Raw genomic sequence first — 15,220 nt, forward strand, 5'->3', positions numbered from 1 at the left:
CCCTGCCTACGGCACCACCGTCACTGGCCATCGTCCCGCTTCGACCAGGCGGACCGCGACCGAGCCGATGATCCGACGACCGGCCTGCTCGGAGGCGCCCACCACCACCGCGTCCGCCCTCAGCCCGTCAGAGTCCCTGGCCAGACCGTTGCACGGGTCGCCGCGGAACGTGGGGAACTCCCGGCGGACCCCGACACCCCCTTCAGCCGTTCGGCCGCCTCCCGGATCCGCTGCACGAGGTTCCTCGACGATCCCGTGGATCATCGCGGCCGGCGACACGCCCAGCGCTGCCCCCGCCATCGACGGGGCCCGCTGACGCCCGTGGTGACCGTCACCGGCCGGGGCGGCTGCCGTGGACGCGGTCACACGACCGGCTCACCGATGCCCAGCAGATTCCCCTCACTGTCACGGAACCAGGCGGCGCGTTCACCGCGGGCGCCCTTGCTCGGATAGTTGCCCTCGATCTCGGCGATCCCGTCCTCCATCCGGAACCCCGGCAGGTCGACCACCTCGAACACCACGCCGCGCCGCCTCAGCTCCGACACGACCGCTCCGATGTCGTCGACCTGCCAGCCCATCTGGGTGAAGGTGCCGGACGAGGCCCCCGCCGACCGGAACACGGCGAACTCCGTGCCGCCGCACCGGTACAGCAGCCCGCCCGGCCGTTCGTCGACGGGCTCCAGACCGAGCTTCTCGGAGTAGAAGCGCCGCGCCCGCTCCAGATCCTGAGCCGGCAGCCTGGTCGCCACGCGCCCCCGGGCCAAAAGATTCCTGCCGTCTGCCTCCATGCCCCCACTGTGCCGTGACCGGCGGTCGATCGAGCGGAGGCAGGCGGGCGGGCGGACGGGGCCGTTCCTCCCGACGGTGGTACCGCCTGGCCGAGCTGGGTGCTCTCGCCACCGCCTCCTCCACCGTGGTGGCGGCGGGGCTCAGCGCCCCGGCATGGCTGACGGCTCTCATCGCCGGTGGGGCCCTCTTCTTCACCGGCTTCCGGCAGGTGTTCGGACACGGCCCCCGCTACGTCCTGGCGGCGCAGTCGCACGAGGCGCTCCGACGAGCCGTCAACCGCTACCGGTTGCTTCCCGCGACCGACCGCGACGAAAGAGCCCGGCAGGAACTCCTCGCGGCAGTCGAGCGGGTGGGCGACGAGGAACTCCGCCAGTAGGTCGAACAACGCACCCAGACCTCCCCGCCTCTCGGCTCGCCCCCGGGCGGCCCGCCACTCTCCTGATCCACCGTCCCCAAGGGGCTTTCACGTCACCTGAGTAGGCGTACTCATGTGCGGTGCGGGCCGAGTCCGCATGCTGTCCCCCATGCGGTGGGCAGACGAGGGGCGACAGCTGGAACGGCGGTGACGGTGAAGCGTGTGAGCAGGCCGTCGGTCGTTCAACAGGCGGGAGTCGGTGCGGTGCTGCTCCTGGTCGACCTGATGGTGATCGCTTGGCTGCTGTACGGCTACGGGATGACGGGGTGGGCCGACAGCTACGACGCCTCCCCTTCGCCGGATGCCGCCTCTCGGGCTGCCCGGCAGGCGATGTGGTTCCTGGCCGGGGGCGCGGTGGTCACGGGCGGCGGTCTGCTTGCTCTGGGATGGCGCATCTCCGGCATGATGCAGTTCCTGCTCCTGGGCGGTGCAGCGGGGGTGTTCGCCCTCTTCGCCTCACCATGACGGGCGCCCGCAGTGCACTTGGCTACTGCATCCGTCGCTTTCCTCACCACCCCATCCGGAGGGCCCGGAGAGGGCCAACGGCATAAAATCCCCTTACCCGCGACGGAAGCACAGGCAAGGGGCACGACCACGAAACCTGCTTCTTCTTGCCCTGGGTCTTGCCGGGGATCTTGGTGGCCTGCGTTTTCGCTGCTCAGAGACGGTAGGCCCGTGCGCCTGGTGGTCATCATTGGCTGTCATTGGCCACTGTCGAGCGGCCTCGGACGGCCCAGAGACGGCCCAGTTCTGCCGCACTCGACTGACGGCCAGCACCTGCGATGCGCCCCGTCTGAGCCTCAGCCGACGACAGTCAGCCACGACGGCGGGAATCGCCGACCGGCCACGCACGCGTATGCCTCGTTGCACTTCCGCCGGCCTCCGCCGCGCTGCCGGTGCTATCGACCAGAGCGAGCCACGACGGCCGGCCCGTGACGACGATGCCGGAGCCCTCAGCTTGGGAAGCTGCGATCATTTGCGGCTGGTTCGGGCGCTGACCTGCGCGAAAGGTCGAGATGGGGCCTCGTTGGGTCCGGCTGCTTTCACTGTGATTCCCCGCTGTTCCCCGCTCGATCTGGTGCGCTTGTGGTGCGGTCCGATCTGGACACTCTGCAGGCCAACGCCTCTATAAGCCCTCAGAGGTGTTGCTTGCCCGTGCTGACAAGTCGACCGATGTCATCACGGGTTTGCACCCTGAGGGCGTCAAGCTCGACTCTGCTGCCGACCTTGGGTAGCGCCGTGATGTCGGCGAGCACCTCCTCCGCGGTCCGGCTCAGTGTCTCGTCATCTGTAAGCATCTGCACCCTGAACAGGGCTTCCTGGGCGTTGGAGCGCAAGTCATAAGCTCGAACGCGCACCGTGTCGGCGTCTTCCGGTGGTGGCTGCTCATGCTCGCAGAACCAAAGGTGGACCAGACAACGGCGATAGTTGATCAACGCACCGGCGTAGGCGGAGTAGGCATCGAGTCGTTCCTGCCGGAGCTTCTCGCGGCGGGTGAACTGGTGGCTCCTGTCGGTGGTTCGATGCTGGAACGCCAGAGTGATCCCTGAACCGAGCAGAGTTCCCAGGACGGCTATGGCGCTGGCGATGATGGTCTCCACGCTCCAAGCTGATCACGCGACGCTGGTCTTGGTGCGTCGTACGTTCAATCCCGATGCCTCCAACACGCTTTCCAACTGTGTTGGTGCCGTTCCGGGCCGAGCACAAGGCCGTTCACCTGCGTTCATGAGCGGCCAGTCGCCTGGGCAGCTACCGCCTCCGGTCCTGTTTGAACGGCCGTGAACGGCGCTGAATGAGACGGAAACTGAGACGGACGACTGCGCCGGGCTCGCTAGCATCTTCGCTGTTGAAGGGGGAGTCATGGCGCTGGTCCGCAAGGGATCACGACGGATCGTCGTCGACGGCACGGCCTACCGCTGGCGGCTTCGAGGCAGGCCGACCTACTTTCAGGGCTTGGCCTGGTCGCCGTGCACGTTCGCGGTCGACCGTGCGGACACCCCGGGAGCGACGCTCGTGGTGACCACCGACCAGCCGCACCCGAGCAACTGGATGGGGCGCGAGGCTGAGCCTGTACGGCCGTCCAGTGTTGCCGCGGCTGTTCAGCTGGCCCTGCGTGAGGGGTGGACTCCGACGATTCCGGGTTCCGCATTCCACCTCGACCAGTCCGCCGGCTTCACGCCTTCGCACTGAACAGCTCGGGGAACCGTCGGGGCTTTGATGAGCGTACCGTCGGCCTGAAACCACGGGGAGGCGAACGACGTTGTACGCACATGAGGTGGTCCTGAACGAACTCGCGCAAGGGCTCAGACCGACGGCCGAGGGTGTCGAGTGGTTCGAGGGCCTAGCGGAGGATGACCAACGCAAGGTCCTGCACGCACTGGCGCTGTTCTGCGGGCAGGCCCGCGCCTGCGAAGACGATGTGCCAGAGAGCATTGCGCGTTCTGGCATTCGTCCCACGCACACGTCGGCGGTGATGCTCACGAAGTGGCGCTTCGGGATGGAATCACTCCCGGCCTATGAACTTACCAAGTCATTCCGCCTGCTCATCGCCCTCTTCAGCATCGCGGATACCCGCAGGCGGATGCTGCATTGCGCCGATGGGTGCGGCCACGAGTGGCACAACCTGTCGGATCCGCGGCGGGATGCAATCTAGGTGTCTTCTTGCCCTGGGTCTTGCCGGGGATCTTGGTGAGCTGGGTTTTTGCCGGTCAGGGGCGATGGTTCTGCGCGCCTGGTGGTCGTCTTCGGTCGTCCTTGGCCACTGTTGAGCGGCCTCGGACGGCCCAGAGGCGGCCCAGCCGTGGACGACATGAGCGGCTTCAGCCGGCGGAGGCGGCCCGCCACTTTGCGGTGATGTATCCCTCTTCCATGGCCCACCACTCCTTGGCGACACCGTGCTTGAGCAACCGTTGCACCTTGGTGAGGTCGGCTGTGAGCGGGACGGCCAGGGCGACCATGCCGAACCGCTCTATGCCCTCGCCGTCGACGTCGAGTTCTCGAAACGCGTTGATCACGCTCTGCCGCGCGGCTCCCGAACCGCCGCCACGGAACACGATGAGGCGGATGGTGCAGTTCTCCGAACGCCGTACTACCTCGCCGGCCCATCGCACGCCTTCCTCGTCGGGCTCGGTTGCCACGATGTCCCCGCAGGCGATGCCGCGAACGAACCAGGGGATGTTGTCGATCCGCGCGGTGCCGTCGCCCTGGTCGATGCCCCAAAGACTCTCCACTGACGCCGGGGGCCAGTCGTCTTCGATCTCCAGCCGGAAGTGCACCTTGACGTACGGGCCTTCGGGGTTCGTCATGGTGCCCAGGATGCACAGCCCTGCCGCACCGGCCGCGGGTGGGTGACGATGACGTCTGCTCCAACTGAATACGGGTTGGTCTGTGCCTCAGCCAACGACAGTCGGCCACGACGGAGAGGGTGCCCACCGATCACGCGCGCGTATGCCTCGCTACACCCCCACCAGCCTCTGCCACGCTGCCGGTGCCGTCGACCAGAGCAAGCCGCGACGGCCGGCCCGTGACGATGACACCGGAGCCCTGCGGTCTGTGCTGTAACCGGCCGTACGCCGACTCAGCGATCACGGAACCAGTGTTAATCAGCGGTCTTTTCTGGCGACTGCCTACGGTTCTGGAATTCCTCGTACTTGACTGTGAAGACATAGAGGTAGTTCAGCAGAGCCTCGGCAAGAGACAAGGCGTCTGCTGCGTCTTCTCGGCTCACCGGTTCCTCGCTGAAGTGCGCGCCCTGGTTGCCAAGCACTCGTAGCGCATGTGCCCAATCGAACAGGCGGCCCTCAATCTTCCCGTCATCGCGGAGTTCCTGGAGGGCCTGGAAGAGGGCTTTCTTCTTGGTGCCTTGCTCGATACACATGCCTTCCAGGCTGCGACGGACCATGACTGCAGAGGCCGTGTACAGCTTGGCATCGAAGCATGCACGTGCTTCGATCACCTCACGCGCTATCGGCGTTGGGATTCCCTGAGCTAGCGCGGCAACCTGCGGCCATAACCGCTCGGACTTATCCAAGTCGCCAGAGCCTACGGGATCTTTCCAAAGCTGGGGTTGTCCGCACGCCCCACAGCCGAGGAGGGTGTAGCAAGCTAGCGAGATATCTTGATCTGGATGGGGGACGTAGTCATACGTGACCCATTCATTCAAAAGGGATGGGCCCTCGCAGTTTGGACACTCAAGCAACCGACTAACTTGGCTCACGTACACCCCCGGAGCTGGCCCATTGACCTGCTGAGCCTAGCGTGATCGCCCCAGCCGCGACGGACCCCTTCTCTCAGCGCAAGCGGCTGATTGCTGTGCGCGCGGCACGGGTGCCGGCCGGGCTGGAGCGGGGCGGAGACAGGAGCGCAGGCCCGGTCGGGGGCCGGGCCGCGCGCGGGGAGCGGAGCGAGCCGCCTTGAACCAGTGGAGAAAGTTGTAACTCAGTCTGTGGCGTGTGGTTTGAAGTCGTGTGCACAGGAGAGGAGTTCGATGTTTTGTTGATGTGCGAGGGGCAGGAAGAGCACTGGGCGGATGGTCCAGGTGATGCGGGTTCCGGCGTGTGTGATTGTCACCGTGCAGGGTTCGCTTCGTAGCAGGGATCGACGCGTTTCGAGGCGGTCCTCGTACAGCCATGCCCACGCCGCGTCCGAGGCGTCCGCATCGAGTGCTGGTGAGATCGTCCGGAGGGCGACCGCGACCCATCGGTCGGCCTGAGCCGCCGAGTAGGCGTCGAAGGATGCCAGGAACACCGGCCGCTCTGTTCCGTTTCCGGTGGCTGTGGTCCGGCACTCGCACCAGTAGCCTCGTCGGATCCTGCTGGTACTGGTTGCAGCAATGCTCGGCGTCACGGGAAGCCCCGAAACTCCCGCTGCGTTGGCGTCGATGGACGGTCGTTCGGTACGTGCAATGTGTGCCTCAAGCGTCCGCGACATGTGAGGCGATGCGGGATTCAAGTCAACTCCCCCTCAGAAAGGCGTGGTTGTCTGTCCTCGTTGGGGCGAGGAGCGGGAGTTCGGCCCAACACCGTTTACCAGTCGGTGTCGGCTCGGCACCGTGCCGGTCGGTGAGAGCGGAGACGAGGAGCAGACCACGCCCGGTCTCGCTGTCGTCGTCCGGTGGGCCGGGCTGGGGGAGCAGCGAGCTGGAGTCGCAGACCTCGATGCGCAGGGCGGTGCCAGTGAGGCGGAGGGCCAGCAGGATTCGGCCGGTGCCGGCATGCTGAACCGCGTTCGTCAGCAGTTCGCTGATCACCAAGGCCGCGGTGTGCTCCACGTCGTCGTCCCATTCCGCGTTCCAGCGCCGTATCCCGTTCACGGCCTGGTGTCGCGCGGTGGAGACCGCGTTGGCCGTGGCCGGTACCGATAGAGCGAGCTGGTGCGCTGCCATGTGTGGCCTTCCCTGTGTGAGCGGCGTCGGTGGTGCCATTCCAAGGAACCAGTCGACCGGTGTTCCCGTTCGGGCCGAGTGCTGTCGGTGCATGGGGTATGCAGAAGCTGCATCGAGGCGGAACCGGGCTGATTCGAGTTCCGTTGTGCAGACAGGACCGGCAGCGGCGGAAGGAACCGTGGCAGATGGCCGAAGCATGCAACGAGGTGCGGCGGATCGGTGAAGTGATTCGCCGGGCGCGGGTGTTGCAGGGGCGCTCACAGAGAGAAATCGCTACCGCGCTCGGTTATCACCAGTCCAAGGTGAGCCGTCTGGAGAGCGGCCGTGGCACGGAGGACATCCGTGTCCTACGGGCGGTTGCACAGGAGCTCGGCATCCCCTCCGAGCAGTTGGGCCTCGCAGCCGCGCCTGACCGTGCTGCCCCCGGCCCCGGGCCCGGAGTCAAGGAGATGCACCGCCGTACGTTCCTTGCCGCCGGCGTCGCGGCTTTCGTTCCTTTGCCCGAATCGGTCACCGCCCACGACGAACTCGTCCGAGCTCTCCTTCCCGGGCTGCTTCCAGCAGCCGCCGCCGCGCCACTTGATACGGCCGTTCTGCGTGATCGGCTCGGCGCGGCCCGCAGGCTCTTCTACACCTGCGACTACACGGCACTGGAACGCATGCTCCCCGGCCTGATCGCCGACCTCCGGCAGGCCGCAGGCGATGTGGGAGCCAGGGATGCCCTCTCGCCACTGCTTGCCACGGCCTACCAGACCGCTACCAGTCTGCTGCTCAAGCAACATGATCAAGGGACCGCATGGTTCGCCGTCGGCCGTGCCATGGCCGAGGCCGAGCGGTCCGGTGACCCGCTGATCCTCGCCTCGAGTGTCCGCGTACAGGCTCACGTCCTGGCCCGTGAGAAGCACACCGCTCAAGCCGTCGCACTCGTGCGTCACGCCGCCGACCAGCTCACCGGCTCCTACGACCGTCGCTCCCCGGAGTACCTCGCCGCTGTCGGACTGCTGCTTCTACGGGGTGTGACCGCGGCCAGCAGTGGGGGCGACCGCGCCGCCACGGCGGTGTTTCTCTCCGAGGCGAAGGAAGTGGCACGCTACGTCTGCGTCGACCGGCCCGATGCATGGGCCAACTTCGACTCCACCAACGTGGCTCTTCACGAAGTCAGCGCACTGGTGACCTTCGGCGATGTGGACCGCGCGCTCCAGGCGGCCCACCCGCTCATGCGCCGCCACATTCCCGTTCCGGAGCGCCGGGCCGCGCTGTGGCTGGATGTGGCCCGGGCACACAGCCGTCAGGGACGCCTTGCCGATGGCTACCGGGCCCTGCGCATCGCCGAGGCATGCGCCGCACAGGACGTCCGCCGTCCTGCCGTCCGGGATCTGGTCGCGGACATGGCGGCTCGCGACCGCCGCCGTACCCTGCCCGAACTGCATCAGTTCAGCCGCCGACTGGGGGTGCCCGCGTGAGCGATCCGACGGCCATGGGGAAGAAACCCTTCTTGTACGTCGTCGTCTGCGCGTCCGGTATCGCCGCCGATGCCGGCAGGCTGATCACAGCCGCGCAGGAACGGGGCTGGAACGTCGGCGTCATCGTCACTCCACAGGGATTGGCCTTCCTTGACGTCAGGGCCGTCGAGGAGCAGACCGGCCGCCCGATCCGCTCCGCCTGGCGCGCACCCGGTGAAGCACGCCCCCTGCCACCGGCCGACGCCATCGCCGTCGCGCCCGCCACCTTCAACACGATCAACAAATGGGCCGCCGGTATCTCCGACACCCTCGCTCTGGGCATCCTGTGCGAGGCGCACGGCACGGGCGTTCCCACCGCCGTTCTGCCCTACCTGAACGCCGCCCAGGCAGCCCACCCCGCCTATGCGCGGAGTCTGGAGGTGCTGCGTGAGATGAACGTCATGATCGGCACCTACGAGCCCCACAGGCCCAAGGCCGGCGGTGGAGCGGACCGCTTCCGCTGGGAGGAGGCTCTGGACCTTTTGGAACCCCGGCTCGGTCGGCGGTCGTGATGCGGTTCCGGCGAGCGAGGTGGTGCGCATCTGGCGTACTTCCGGCACGCGGCGAGTGATCACGGCGGACAGCAAAAGGCCCGGGTCTCTGACCTGGGCCTTCTTCATGGAGCGGGTGACGAGAATCGAACTCGCGCTCTCAGCTTGGGAAGCTGCGATCATTTGCGGCCTGTCGCGGCGCTGACCTGCGGTGACGGTGTGGCTTCGGCCCATCCGAGCGGGCTCCCATTCACCGTGATTCCCCGCTGCTCCCCGCCCCACCTGGTGCGGCAGTGGTGCGGAGGAGCTGACCGTCCACCGCACTGCTCCACCCTGCCGCACTAGATGCACATGGCCTCCCACTGAGAAGCGTTAGGGAATCTCTAGACTTCTTAGTTAAACTTTCCTGGCATCTCTGCCATGGAAGAGCTGCAGAGGGACCTGACGGAAGTCGAAGCTGCCTTGCAGGAGGCGCAGTTGCAGTACGCGCGCCTGGGAGTCGAGATCGAAGGGCTGAAGGCGAAGCGCGAAGCTCTGGCCAAACAGGTCCCCCTGCAGTCCGGACTCGCCGAGCGGATCGCAGGCATGACTAAGGCGCAGGCCATTGTTGAGGTGCTCCGCTACTCACCTGAACCGATGACCCTGAAGCAGATCGCCGGCTCTGTGACGGAAGCTGGCAAGATCCTCAACCCCAACGGAGCCTCGGTGTATATCGACGGCCTGCTCAAGGAAGGCCGAGTGGTCCGCGTAGCGCGCGGCCTTTACCGTGACGCCTGAAGCATCTCAGGCGGCCTCGTAAAGGCGCCGGAGCGCCGCCCGTAGACGACTGCATGCCGACTTGCGACGGTAGTCCGCCGACACCCGCTTTAGAAGTCATCTCATTTGGTGAGTCTGCGGTAGCAGATCAGGGTGCAGGCGATGCTGGTGAAGGCCAGGAAGTGGTCGGCCTTGCGCTCGTAGCGGCGGTGCAGACGGCGGCAGCCGGCGAGCCAGGCCATGGTGCGTTCGATGGTCCACCGGTGTCGGCCAAGTCGCTGCGAGGTCTCGACGCCCTTGCGGGCTATGCGGTGCCGGATGCCCCGGCGGGAGAGCCATTGCCGCAGGTGGCGGTAGTCGTAGCCCTTGTCGGCGTGGAGCTTGCCGGGTCTGCGGCGGCGTCGGCCGCGGCGGGAGCGGATCGGGGGTATGCCCTTCACCAGCGGGATCAGGGCCTGGCTGTCGTGGAGGTTGGCGCCGGAGATTCCGACGGAGATGGGCAGACCGGTCCGCTCGGTGATCAGGTGGATCTTCGACCCGTACTTGCCCCGGTCGACAGGATTCGGACCCGTCAGGTCCCCCTTTTCAGGGCCCGCATGTTCACCGAGTCGATCGCACAACGGGACCAGTCCAGCTCGCCCCGGGAGCCGAGTTCGTCCAGGATCAGGCGGTGCAGCTTGGTCCACACCCGGGCCTTGGTCCACTCGGTGAACCGGCGGTGGGCCGTGGCCCCGGAGGGCCCGAACGACGCGGCGGGCAGCTGCTGCCACGTGCACCCGGAGGTCGTCACGAACACGATCGCGGCCAGCACCTCACGGTCGCCGTGCCGGCGCCGGCCGCCGCCCTGGGGCCGCGAAGGCGCCTCCGGCACCACGCGCTGGAACAGTTCCCACAACTCATCCGGCACCAGCCGCTCAACGATCCCTGCCACGGCCGACAGCCTATCGAGCCAAATGAGATGCCCTCTTAGGAGTTCGATCGCTGCTCGGCATTGTCGGGGAGCCACCCGGCCACGCCTGCCGTGCAGGACCGCTTAGGAGTGCCGGCGTCCGGGTCGTTGATGTCAGCCGTGAATGTCAGAAGCCTCGGTCGTTGATACGGAGCGCGCAACTTAGATGACTGCAGGCTTCGGTTGGCGCTAGCGTGCGGTAGTGATCAGCTGTGTGGGAGTACGTCTGGGTGCGGAGGCCGCGCGTCGTCTGGCAGAGACAGGCCTCTATGAGTTTGAGCCGGGACTGACGGACGCCGAGTTCGAGCGCATCGAGCGCGAGTACGGCTTCGAGTTCGCGGACGATCACCGGGCGTTCCTTGCGGCCGGCCTCCCGGTCAACGTCCCTCCCGAGGAGGGGCAGACCTGGTCCAGGCCCTGGCCGGAGTGGCGTGGCGGTGATCTGGACAGCTTGCGTCGACAGCTCGACTGGCCGGTCGAGGGCGTTCTGCTCGCCGTGGAGCACAACGGGTTCTGGTACGAGGGCTGGGGGGAGCGTCCAGTCGACGGGACCGCGGCACTGGATACGGCGCGGCGCCATCTGGCGGAGGCGCCGGTACTGGTGCCCGTGTACGCCCACCGCTACCTGCCCGCCGGCCGGGGAAGCTTCGGGCATCCGGTGCTCTCCATGTGGCAGACCGACATCATCTATTACGGGCTGGACCTGGTCGACTATGTGCATCAGGAGTTTGATGAGGCGCGGGGTGAGGTCGACGAGAGCTGGAACCCGCGAGCGACGGTCCCCTTCTGGCGGGACCTTCTCTGAGGTTGCTCAACTCTGCTTCACTGATCGGCACCTGCGCCGGCACCCGAAGCACCGTCTCTGAGCAGGGGAAGAGCCGTCGTCCACCGTCGCCATCTGTCATCGTTGAGCACCCCCGCACGGCCCAGAGACGGCCCGGGCGGGGGTGTCGCGGTGTGCCCCTCGATTGGCAGCTGGGGGCCGTGGTCCAGGACGGGGCCGGGCCGGCGGCCGCAGCGCCTTCACTGCTGGCTGTGAGAGAACTTCATGACGGACCGGGTGTAGAGCGATGAAGGGCACGTAGGCCCGATCCGGTGCACTGGTCGTGCGCCGAGGGCGGGGTCAGTGCCGCCGGTCGTAGTCCTCGCGTGCGGTCATGATCGCGGGGATCTCGGCTTCGAGTACGTCGAGGAGGGCGCGCAGCGTGTCGGCGATGCGGGCACCCGGGGCGGTGAGCGTGTATTCCACCCGGGGAGGAATGGTGGCTTGCACGTCGCGGGTCACCAGGCCGTCGCGTTCCAGGGCGTGGAGGGTCTGCGCGAGCATCTTCTCGCTCACCCCGTCGACCCGGCGGCGCAGGGCGTTGAACCGGTAGGGGCTCTCGGTGAGGGCGACCAGGGCCAGTGCTCCCCACTTGTTGGCAACGGTTTCCATCGTCTGGCGAGACGGGCAGGCACGGTTGAACACGTCGGCGATCAGATCGTCGAGCGGGTCGGCGGTGTCTCGCGGTGCAGTGCTGGTCATGCCTACGACAACCGACAGGCTTCTGCTGGTCTCCGGCAACGAGGTCGGCCAGCGGCTGGCGCAGCACAAGAACGTTGTGCAGGCCGCGGTGGACGCCGGTGTCGAGCTGATCGCGTACACCAGCACCCTGCGCGCCGACACCAACAGCACGAAGCTCGCCGAGGAGCACAGGACCACCGAGGCGCTGATTCGCGAGTCCGGCCTGCCGTACGTCTTCCTGCGCAACGGCTGGTACATCGAGAACAACACCGACAACCTCGCCACCGCGTTCCAGTTTGGTACGATCGACGGCTCCGCGGGCGACGGCCGGATCTCCGGCGCCACCCGTGCCGACTTCGCCGCCGCCGCGGCCGTCGTCCTCACCAGCGACGGTCATGACGGCAACGTGTACGAACTGGGCGGCACCGCCTACACCATGACCGAACTCGCCGCCGAGGTCGCCGCCCAGAGCGGCAAGCCGGTCACCTATCAGAACCTGCCCGCCGACGAGTACACCCAGGTGCTGCTCGGCGCCGGACTGCCCGCGCCGTTCGCCGCCCTCCTGGTCGACTCCGACCTCGGCATCAGCCGCGGCGAACTCTTCACCACCAGCACCGACCTGGAACGACTCATCGGACGCCCGAGCACGCCGCTCACCGACGCCGTCGCCGCCGCGGTCAAGACAGCCTGAACCGGCCGCAGCACCAACCGGACAGCCGATCCGCCCTACTCGGCCAGGGCTTGGCCGAGCGGGGTGGGATACCCGTCACGGGTCAGTATCCGCCAATTATTGCTGATCCGAACGGCTAGCCAAGGCGTCCTCGTGCAGCTGAATTGCTACCGACCCCACCGCTTTTCCTGCTCCCATCCCGTCCGCCGCCGACCCACACACCGTGGAGCGGGCGTGGTTCAGGGCGTCCAGGTGGAGCGTGCCACTGTACGAACGACCTGGACGCCCTGGGCCGCGTCTGCTCGGCTCTGCCTGGGTCGACGGTGGACGGGATGGGAGCTCCCCACGCACACCACAACGGGCCCGCGGTCGGGTACGGCGCCCCCTCCATCCCGGTGCCGGCCGATCCCCCGCCGGAGGCGGACTACCTCGCTCGCCTCCGCGAGCTTGGGCAAGGAACCCCCGGCTTCTTGCCTCAGTAACAGAGGTGCGGCCTACGGCCGCGCAAACCTTGGCAGCTCGCTGCGCTCGCGCGCGACGGCGTTCGGGAGCTCCCGCCCGCCGCGTGCTTCCGGGCCGACTCGGACCTGGCGTGCCCGACGGGTCGGCACAGTCCCTGCGACTCTCCCGGCTACGCTCGCGAGGGAGCGCCCCGCAGCGCGTGGCTGCGGGGCGCCGATCCGCTTTCGCAACAGGCCCTGGTGGGGTTTAGTCGACCGTCTGCCCGTCGTACATACCGCCCCTGCAGGTCGGGAGCACGGGCGTCGACCGATCGATCGTTCCGCCGCCGTCCGTGCACTCACCCGGGGTGACGCTGCCGGGCGAGGTGACGCTGCCGGCGGTGGCGGTGGCGGCGCCTGTGAGGCCGAGTCCGGCGAGGGCTGCCGTGGTGATGACTGCGGCGAGGATTCGTCGAATGCGCATTTGGTTCGCCTTTCACGGATTGCCTCGGTTGGGGCACTAATCAGCTTGATGTTCACCCATGTGGGTGGCACGTCATGTTGGGCCATTCGGGTGACAGTGCTGTCGGGTGCGGGGTCGGTGACGCGACCCGTCGGACAGGCCCTGGAACGAAGAGACCACCCCGGCCGGATGGATGGTCTCTTCGTTGTTCCGGAGGGGGCAGCGTCCGCAACCATCGTCTTGGCCGTGGGCCGCTCTATGCGGTGATCGACTCATGGCCACCGGCCCTATAACTGCGGCGCAAGCACCCGAAGTGGGGTCCGCGGCGGATCGCTCATGTGCTGGAGCGGTCCGGGACGGTCACGCCGGTGCCGTCGCGGATGACCGTGTATCGGATTCTGGTCCGCCAGGGGCTGGTGGAACCTGGAGCTCGGCGCCGGAGGCGGTCGGATTACAAGCGCTGGCAGCGGGACCGTGCGATGCAGTTGTGGCAGATGGACATCGTCGGCGGGGTGATGCTGGTCGACCCGGTGACCGGGGAGCTGACCGAGGCCAAGGTCGTGACCGGGGTGGATGACCATTCCCGGTACTGCGTGATCGCGTCGGTGGTCGAGCGGGCGACCGGGCGCGCGGTCTGCTCGGCCTTCGCCGGGACCTTGCAGGCGTTCGGGGTGCCGGAGGAGGTGCTGACCGACAACGGCAAGCAGTTCACCGACCGGTTCGGGCAGGGCGGTGAGGTGCTGTTCGACCGGATCTGTAGGGAGAACGGGATCGCGCACCGCCTCACCCAGCCGGCCTCCCCGACCACGACGGGCAAGGTCGAGCGGTTCCATCAGACGCTGCGGCGCGAACTCCTGGACGGATGCGGTGCGTTCGAGAGTATCGGAGAGGCGCAGGCGGCACTGGATGCGTGGGTGGAGGAGTACAACTCGATGCGTCCGCATCAGGCGCTGGACATGCAGTCTCCTGCCGACCGGTTCACCCCGGTGCCCGAGGAGGAACGGGACGTGCTGGGTCTGCGGGTGCCCGGGGTGCTGGCGCTGGTGCCGCGGCAGCGGACACCTCCTGCGGAGCCGGAGCCGGAGCCGGAGCCGGGTTCGGTCGAGGTGGTGTCCGTGCCGGCCGACCGGCCTGAGCTGGTCCCGGCGGCGGTGCCGGTGGAGCCCGGTGGGCCGGTGGAGTTCGAGCGGGTGGTGCCGGCGAGCGGGAATCTGCAGGTCGCGGGCAAGCAGTTCTGGCTGGGGCCGGCCCGTTCGGGGCTGACGGTGACCTTCTGGGCCGACACCTTGGTGATCCATCTGCTGATCGCGGGAGCGCGGATCAAGACGGTGCGGTCGCATCTGTCGGTGGCGGACCTGGCACGGCTGGCCGCTCGGGGCTGCCTTTGAGGTGGACCGGACGGTGAACAACAGCGGCCTGGTGGGCCTGGCCGGGCACCAGGTGCTGGCGGCGGAGATCCTCGGCGGGCGCCGGGTGGGTATCCGGATCGACGACGAGACGCTGTCATTCTTCGACCCGTCCTCGAGGGAGCTGCTGCGGGTGCGGCCCAACCCGCTGACCCGTGAGGAAGTCCGTGGGCTGTGGGGTCTGCGGCCGGCCGGACCGCCGCCACGGCCTCGTGTCGAGCCGGTGCGGGTGCAGCGGCGGGTCAGCGCGGTGGGCACGGTCATGGTCTGCCGCCAGACCGTCTCCCTCGGCCGCCCCTACGCAGGGCAGACCGTGACCGTGCACGTGTCGGACACGACGATCACCGTCGAGCTGGCCGGCCAGGTCCGGGCCATCCGGCGCACCACCGATGTCCCGGTCCGCAACGTGAAGGCGAACAGGCCCCACAAGGTTTCCGATGTTGTCTAGGCCC

The 15,220-nt window shown here is 67.6% G+C and carries 20 protein-coding genes and 1 pseudogene; 11 read left to right on the plus strand and 10 right to left on the minus strand.

Going from position 1 to position 15,220, the window contains the following annotated elements; translation table 11 throughout:
- Positions 1-6 precede the first annotated feature (6 nt).
- Positions 7-300 (minus strand): universal stress protein, encoded by a 294-nt coding sequence (locus ACIF80_RS09345; RefSeq protein ID WP_399802593.1) that lies wholly within the window; start codon positions 298-300, stop codon positions 7-9.
- A gap of 62 nt (positions 301-362) precedes the next feature.
- On the minus strand, positions 363-788 hold the full coding sequence (locus ACIF80_RS09350) for a VOC family protein (protein WP_399801493.1): 426 nt from the start codon (positions 786-788) through the stop codon (positions 363-365).
- A 14-nt stretch (positions 789-802) separates the two neighbouring features.
- Here ACIF80_RS09350 and ACIF80_RS09355 point away from each other — a divergent pair, with 14 nt between their 5' ends.
- Both ACIF80_RS09355 and ACIF80_RS09360 read left to right on the plus strand, forming a co-directional pair.
- Positions 803-1,165, plus strand: a complete 363-nt coding sequence (locus tag ACIF80_RS09355) for an SLATT domain-containing protein (RefSeq protein ID WP_399801496.1) — start codon at positions 803-805, stop codon at positions 1,163-1,165.
- 201 nt (positions 1,166-1,366) lie between these two features.
- The gene (locus tag ACIF80_RS09360) at positions 1,367-1,669 is read left to right on the plus strand and encodes a hypothetical protein (protein WP_399801498.1); all 303 of its coding nucleotides are present in this window, start codon (positions 1,367-1,369) and stop codon (positions 1,667-1,669) included.
- Positions 1,670-2,340: 671 nt separating this feature from the next.
- On the opposite strand, the gene ACIF80_RS09365 is transcribed toward ACIF80_RS09360, so the two are convergent.
- Positions 2,341-2,805 carry a hypothetical protein gene (locus ACIF80_RS09365; protein ID WP_399801501.1) on the minus strand — a complete coding sequence of 155 codons (465 nt, stop codon included), beginning with the start codon at positions 2,803-2,805 and terminating at the stop codon, positions 2,341-2,343.
- 259 nt (positions 2,806-3,064) lie between these two features.
- Between ACIF80_RS09365 and ACIF80_RS09370 the strand changes: the two genes are divergently transcribed.
- Positions 3,065-3,394 (plus strand): hypothetical protein, encoded by a 330-nt coding sequence (locus ACIF80_RS09370; protein ID WP_399801504.1) that lies wholly within the window; start codon positions 3,065-3,067, stop codon positions 3,392-3,394.
- Positions 3,395-3,479: 85 nt separating this feature from the next.
- Entirely contained in the window at positions 3,480-3,857 is a 378-nt protein-coding gene (locus ACIF80_RS09375; RefSeq protein ID WP_399801507.1) for a DUF5958 family protein, read from the plus strand.
- Between the two features lie 166 nt (positions 3,858-4,023).
- Here the strand turns inward: ACIF80_RS09375 and ACIF80_RS09380 are convergent, their stop codons facing one another.
- From ACIF80_RS09380 to ACIF80_RS09395, 4 genes are all read right to left on the minus strand, one after another.
- Positions 4,024-4,509: a DUF4265 domain-containing protein gene (locus ACIF80_RS09380; RefSeq protein WP_399801509.1), complete on the minus strand. Its 486-nt coding sequence runs from the start codon at positions 4,507-4,509 to the stop codon at positions 4,024-4,026.
- A 293-nt stretch (positions 4,510-4,802) separates the two neighbouring features.
- On the minus strand, positions 4,803-5,234 hold the full coding sequence (locus ACIF80_RS09385) for a DUF4145 domain-containing protein (RefSeq protein ID WP_399801511.1): 432 nt from the start codon (positions 5,232-5,234) through the stop codon (positions 4,803-4,805).
- A gap of 407 nt (positions 5,235-5,641) precedes the next feature.
- Complete coding sequence (locus ACIF80_RS09390; protein WP_399802595.1) at positions 5,642-6,049, minus strand: hypothetical protein; 408 nt, start codon at positions 6,047-6,049, stop codon at positions 5,642-5,644.
- A gap of 106 nt (positions 6,050-6,155) precedes the next feature.
- Positions 6,156-6,587: an ATP-binding protein gene (locus tag ACIF80_RS09395; protein WP_399801514.1), complete on the minus strand. Its 432-nt coding sequence runs from the start codon at positions 6,585-6,587 to the stop codon at positions 6,156-6,158.
- Positions 6,588-6,772: 185 nt separating this feature from the next.
- Between ACIF80_RS09395 and ACIF80_RS09400 the strand changes: the two genes are divergently transcribed.
- From ACIF80_RS09400 to ACIF80_RS09410, 3 genes are all read left to right on the plus strand, one after another.
- Entirely contained in the window at positions 6,773-8,050 is a 1,278-nt protein-coding gene (locus ACIF80_RS09400; RefSeq protein WP_399801517.1) for a helix-turn-helix domain-containing protein, read from the plus strand.
- Between the two features lie 14 nt (positions 8,051-8,064).
- Positions 8,065-8,601: a flavoprotein gene (locus ACIF80_RS09405; protein WP_399802597.1), complete on the plus strand. Its 537-nt coding sequence runs from the start codon at positions 8,065-8,067 to the stop codon at positions 8,599-8,601.
- A 399-nt stretch (positions 8,602-9,000) separates the two neighbouring features.
- Positions 9,001-9,357, plus strand: a complete 357-nt coding sequence (locus ACIF80_RS09410) for a hypothetical protein (RefSeq protein ID WP_399801519.1) — start codon at positions 9,001-9,003, stop codon at positions 9,355-9,357.
- Positions 9,358-9,458: 101 nt separating this feature from the next.
- Here ACIF80_RS09410 and ACIF80_RS09415 read toward each other — a convergent pair.
- Positions 9,459-10,258 (minus strand): IS5 family transposase gene (locus tag ACIF80_RS09415; protein WP_399802599.1). Its coding sequence is split into 2 segments (ribosomal slippage): positions 9,459-9,920 and positions 9,923-10,258, totalling 798 coding nucleotides; the frame shifts between segments, so codons are not numbered across the junction.
- A gap of 229 nt (positions 10,259-10,487) precedes the next feature.
- Between ACIF80_RS09415 and ACIF80_RS09420 the strand changes: the two genes are divergently transcribed.
- Positions 10,488-11,090: a hypothetical protein gene (locus tag ACIF80_RS09420; protein ID WP_399801522.1), complete on the plus strand. Its 603-nt coding sequence runs from the start codon at positions 10,488-10,490 to the stop codon at positions 11,088-11,090.
- A gap of 318 nt (positions 11,091-11,408) precedes the next feature.
- Here the strand turns inward: ACIF80_RS09420 and ACIF80_RS09425 are convergent, their stop codons facing one another.
- The gene (locus ACIF80_RS09425; protein ID WP_399801525.1) at positions 11,409-11,810 is read right to left on the minus strand and encodes a winged helix-turn-helix transcriptional regulator; all 402 of its coding nucleotides are present in this window, start codon (positions 11,808-11,810) and stop codon (positions 11,409-11,411) included.
- Between ACIF80_RS09425 and ACIF80_RS09430 the strand changes: the two genes are divergently transcribed.
- Positions 11,809-12,480: an NAD(P)H-binding protein gene (locus tag ACIF80_RS09430; protein WP_399801527.1), complete on the plus strand. Its 672-nt coding sequence runs from the start codon at positions 11,809-11,811 to the stop codon at positions 12,478-12,480. The two genes, ACIF80_RS09425 and ACIF80_RS09430, sit on opposite strands and share 2 nt — an antisense overlap.
- Before the next feature lie 687 nt (positions 12,481-13,167).
- On the opposite strand, the gene ACIF80_RS09435 is transcribed toward ACIF80_RS09430, so the two are convergent.
- On the minus strand, positions 13,168-13,383 hold the full coding sequence (locus tag ACIF80_RS09435) for a hypothetical protein (protein WP_399801530.1): 216 nt from the start codon (positions 13,381-13,383) through the stop codon (positions 13,168-13,170).
- A gap of 272 nt (positions 13,384-13,655) precedes the next feature.
- Between ACIF80_RS09435 and ACIF80_RS09440 the strand changes: the two are divergent.
- Together ACIF80_RS09440 and ACIF80_RS09445 are read left to right on the plus strand one after the other, a co-directional pair.
- Positions 13,656-14,342 (plus strand): annotated as a pseudogene (locus ACIF80_RS09440) (integrase core domain-containing protein); the annotation flags it as partial.
- 421 nt (positions 14,343-14,763) lie between these two features.
- On the plus strand, positions 14,764-15,216 hold the full coding sequence (locus ACIF80_RS09445) for a hypothetical protein (RefSeq protein ID WP_399801532.1): 453 nt from the start codon (positions 14,764-14,766) through the stop codon (positions 15,214-15,216).
- Positions 15,217-15,220 lie beyond the last annotated feature (4 nt).

The organism is Streptomyces sp. NPDC085927, from assembly GCF_044540975.1.
GTDB lineage: Bacteria > Actinomycetota > Actinomycetes > Streptomycetales > Streptomycetaceae > Streptomyces > Streptomyces hirsutus.

Bases quoted from the DNA above. Each gene is read 5' to 3' on its own strand.
- ACIF80_RS09410 (WP_399801519.1), top strand. From the start codon at position 9,001: ATGGAAGAGCTGCAGAGGGACCTGACGGAAGTCGAAGCTGCCTTGCAG.
- ACIF80_RS09405 (WP_399802597.1), top strand. From the start codon at position 8,065: ATGGGGAAGAAACCCTTCTTGTACGTCGTCGTCTGCGCGTCCGGTATC.
- ACIF80_RS09380 (WP_399801509.1), bottom strand. From the start codon at position 4,509: ATGACGAACCCCGAAGGCCCGTACGTCAAGGTGCACTTCCGGCTGGAG.
- ACIF80_RS09400 (WP_399801517.1), top strand. From the start codon at position 6,773: ATGGCCGAAGCATGCAACGAGGTGCGGCGGATCGGTGAAGTGATTCGC.
- ACIF80_RS09425 (WP_399801525.1), bottom strand. From the start codon at position 11,810: ATGACCAGCACTGCACCGCGAGACACCGCCGACCCGCTCGACGATCTG.
- ACIF80_RS09350 (WP_399801493.1), bottom strand. From the start codon at position 788: ATGGAGGCAGACGGCAGGAATCTTTTGGCCCGGGGGCGCGTGGCGACC.
- ACIF80_RS09370 (WP_399801504.1), top strand. From the start codon at position 3,065: ATGGCGCTGGTCCGCAAGGGATCACGACGGATCGTCGTCGACGGCACG.
- ACIF80_RS09435 (WP_399801530.1), bottom strand. From the start codon at position 13,383: ATGCGCATTCGACGAATCCTCGCCGCAGTCATCACCACGGCAGCCCTC.
- ACIF80_RS09395 (WP_399801514.1), bottom strand. From the start codon at position 6,587: ATGGCAGCGCACCAGCTCGCTCTATCGGTACCGGCCACGGCCAACGCG.
- ACIF80_RS09430 (WP_399801527.1), top strand. From the start codon at position 11,809: ATGCCTACGACAACCGACAGGCTTCTGCTGGTCTCCGGCAACGAGGTC.
- ACIF80_RS09345 (WP_399802593.1), bottom strand. From the start codon at position 300: ATGGCGGGGGCAGCGCTGGGCGTGTCGCCGGCCGCGATGATCCACGGG.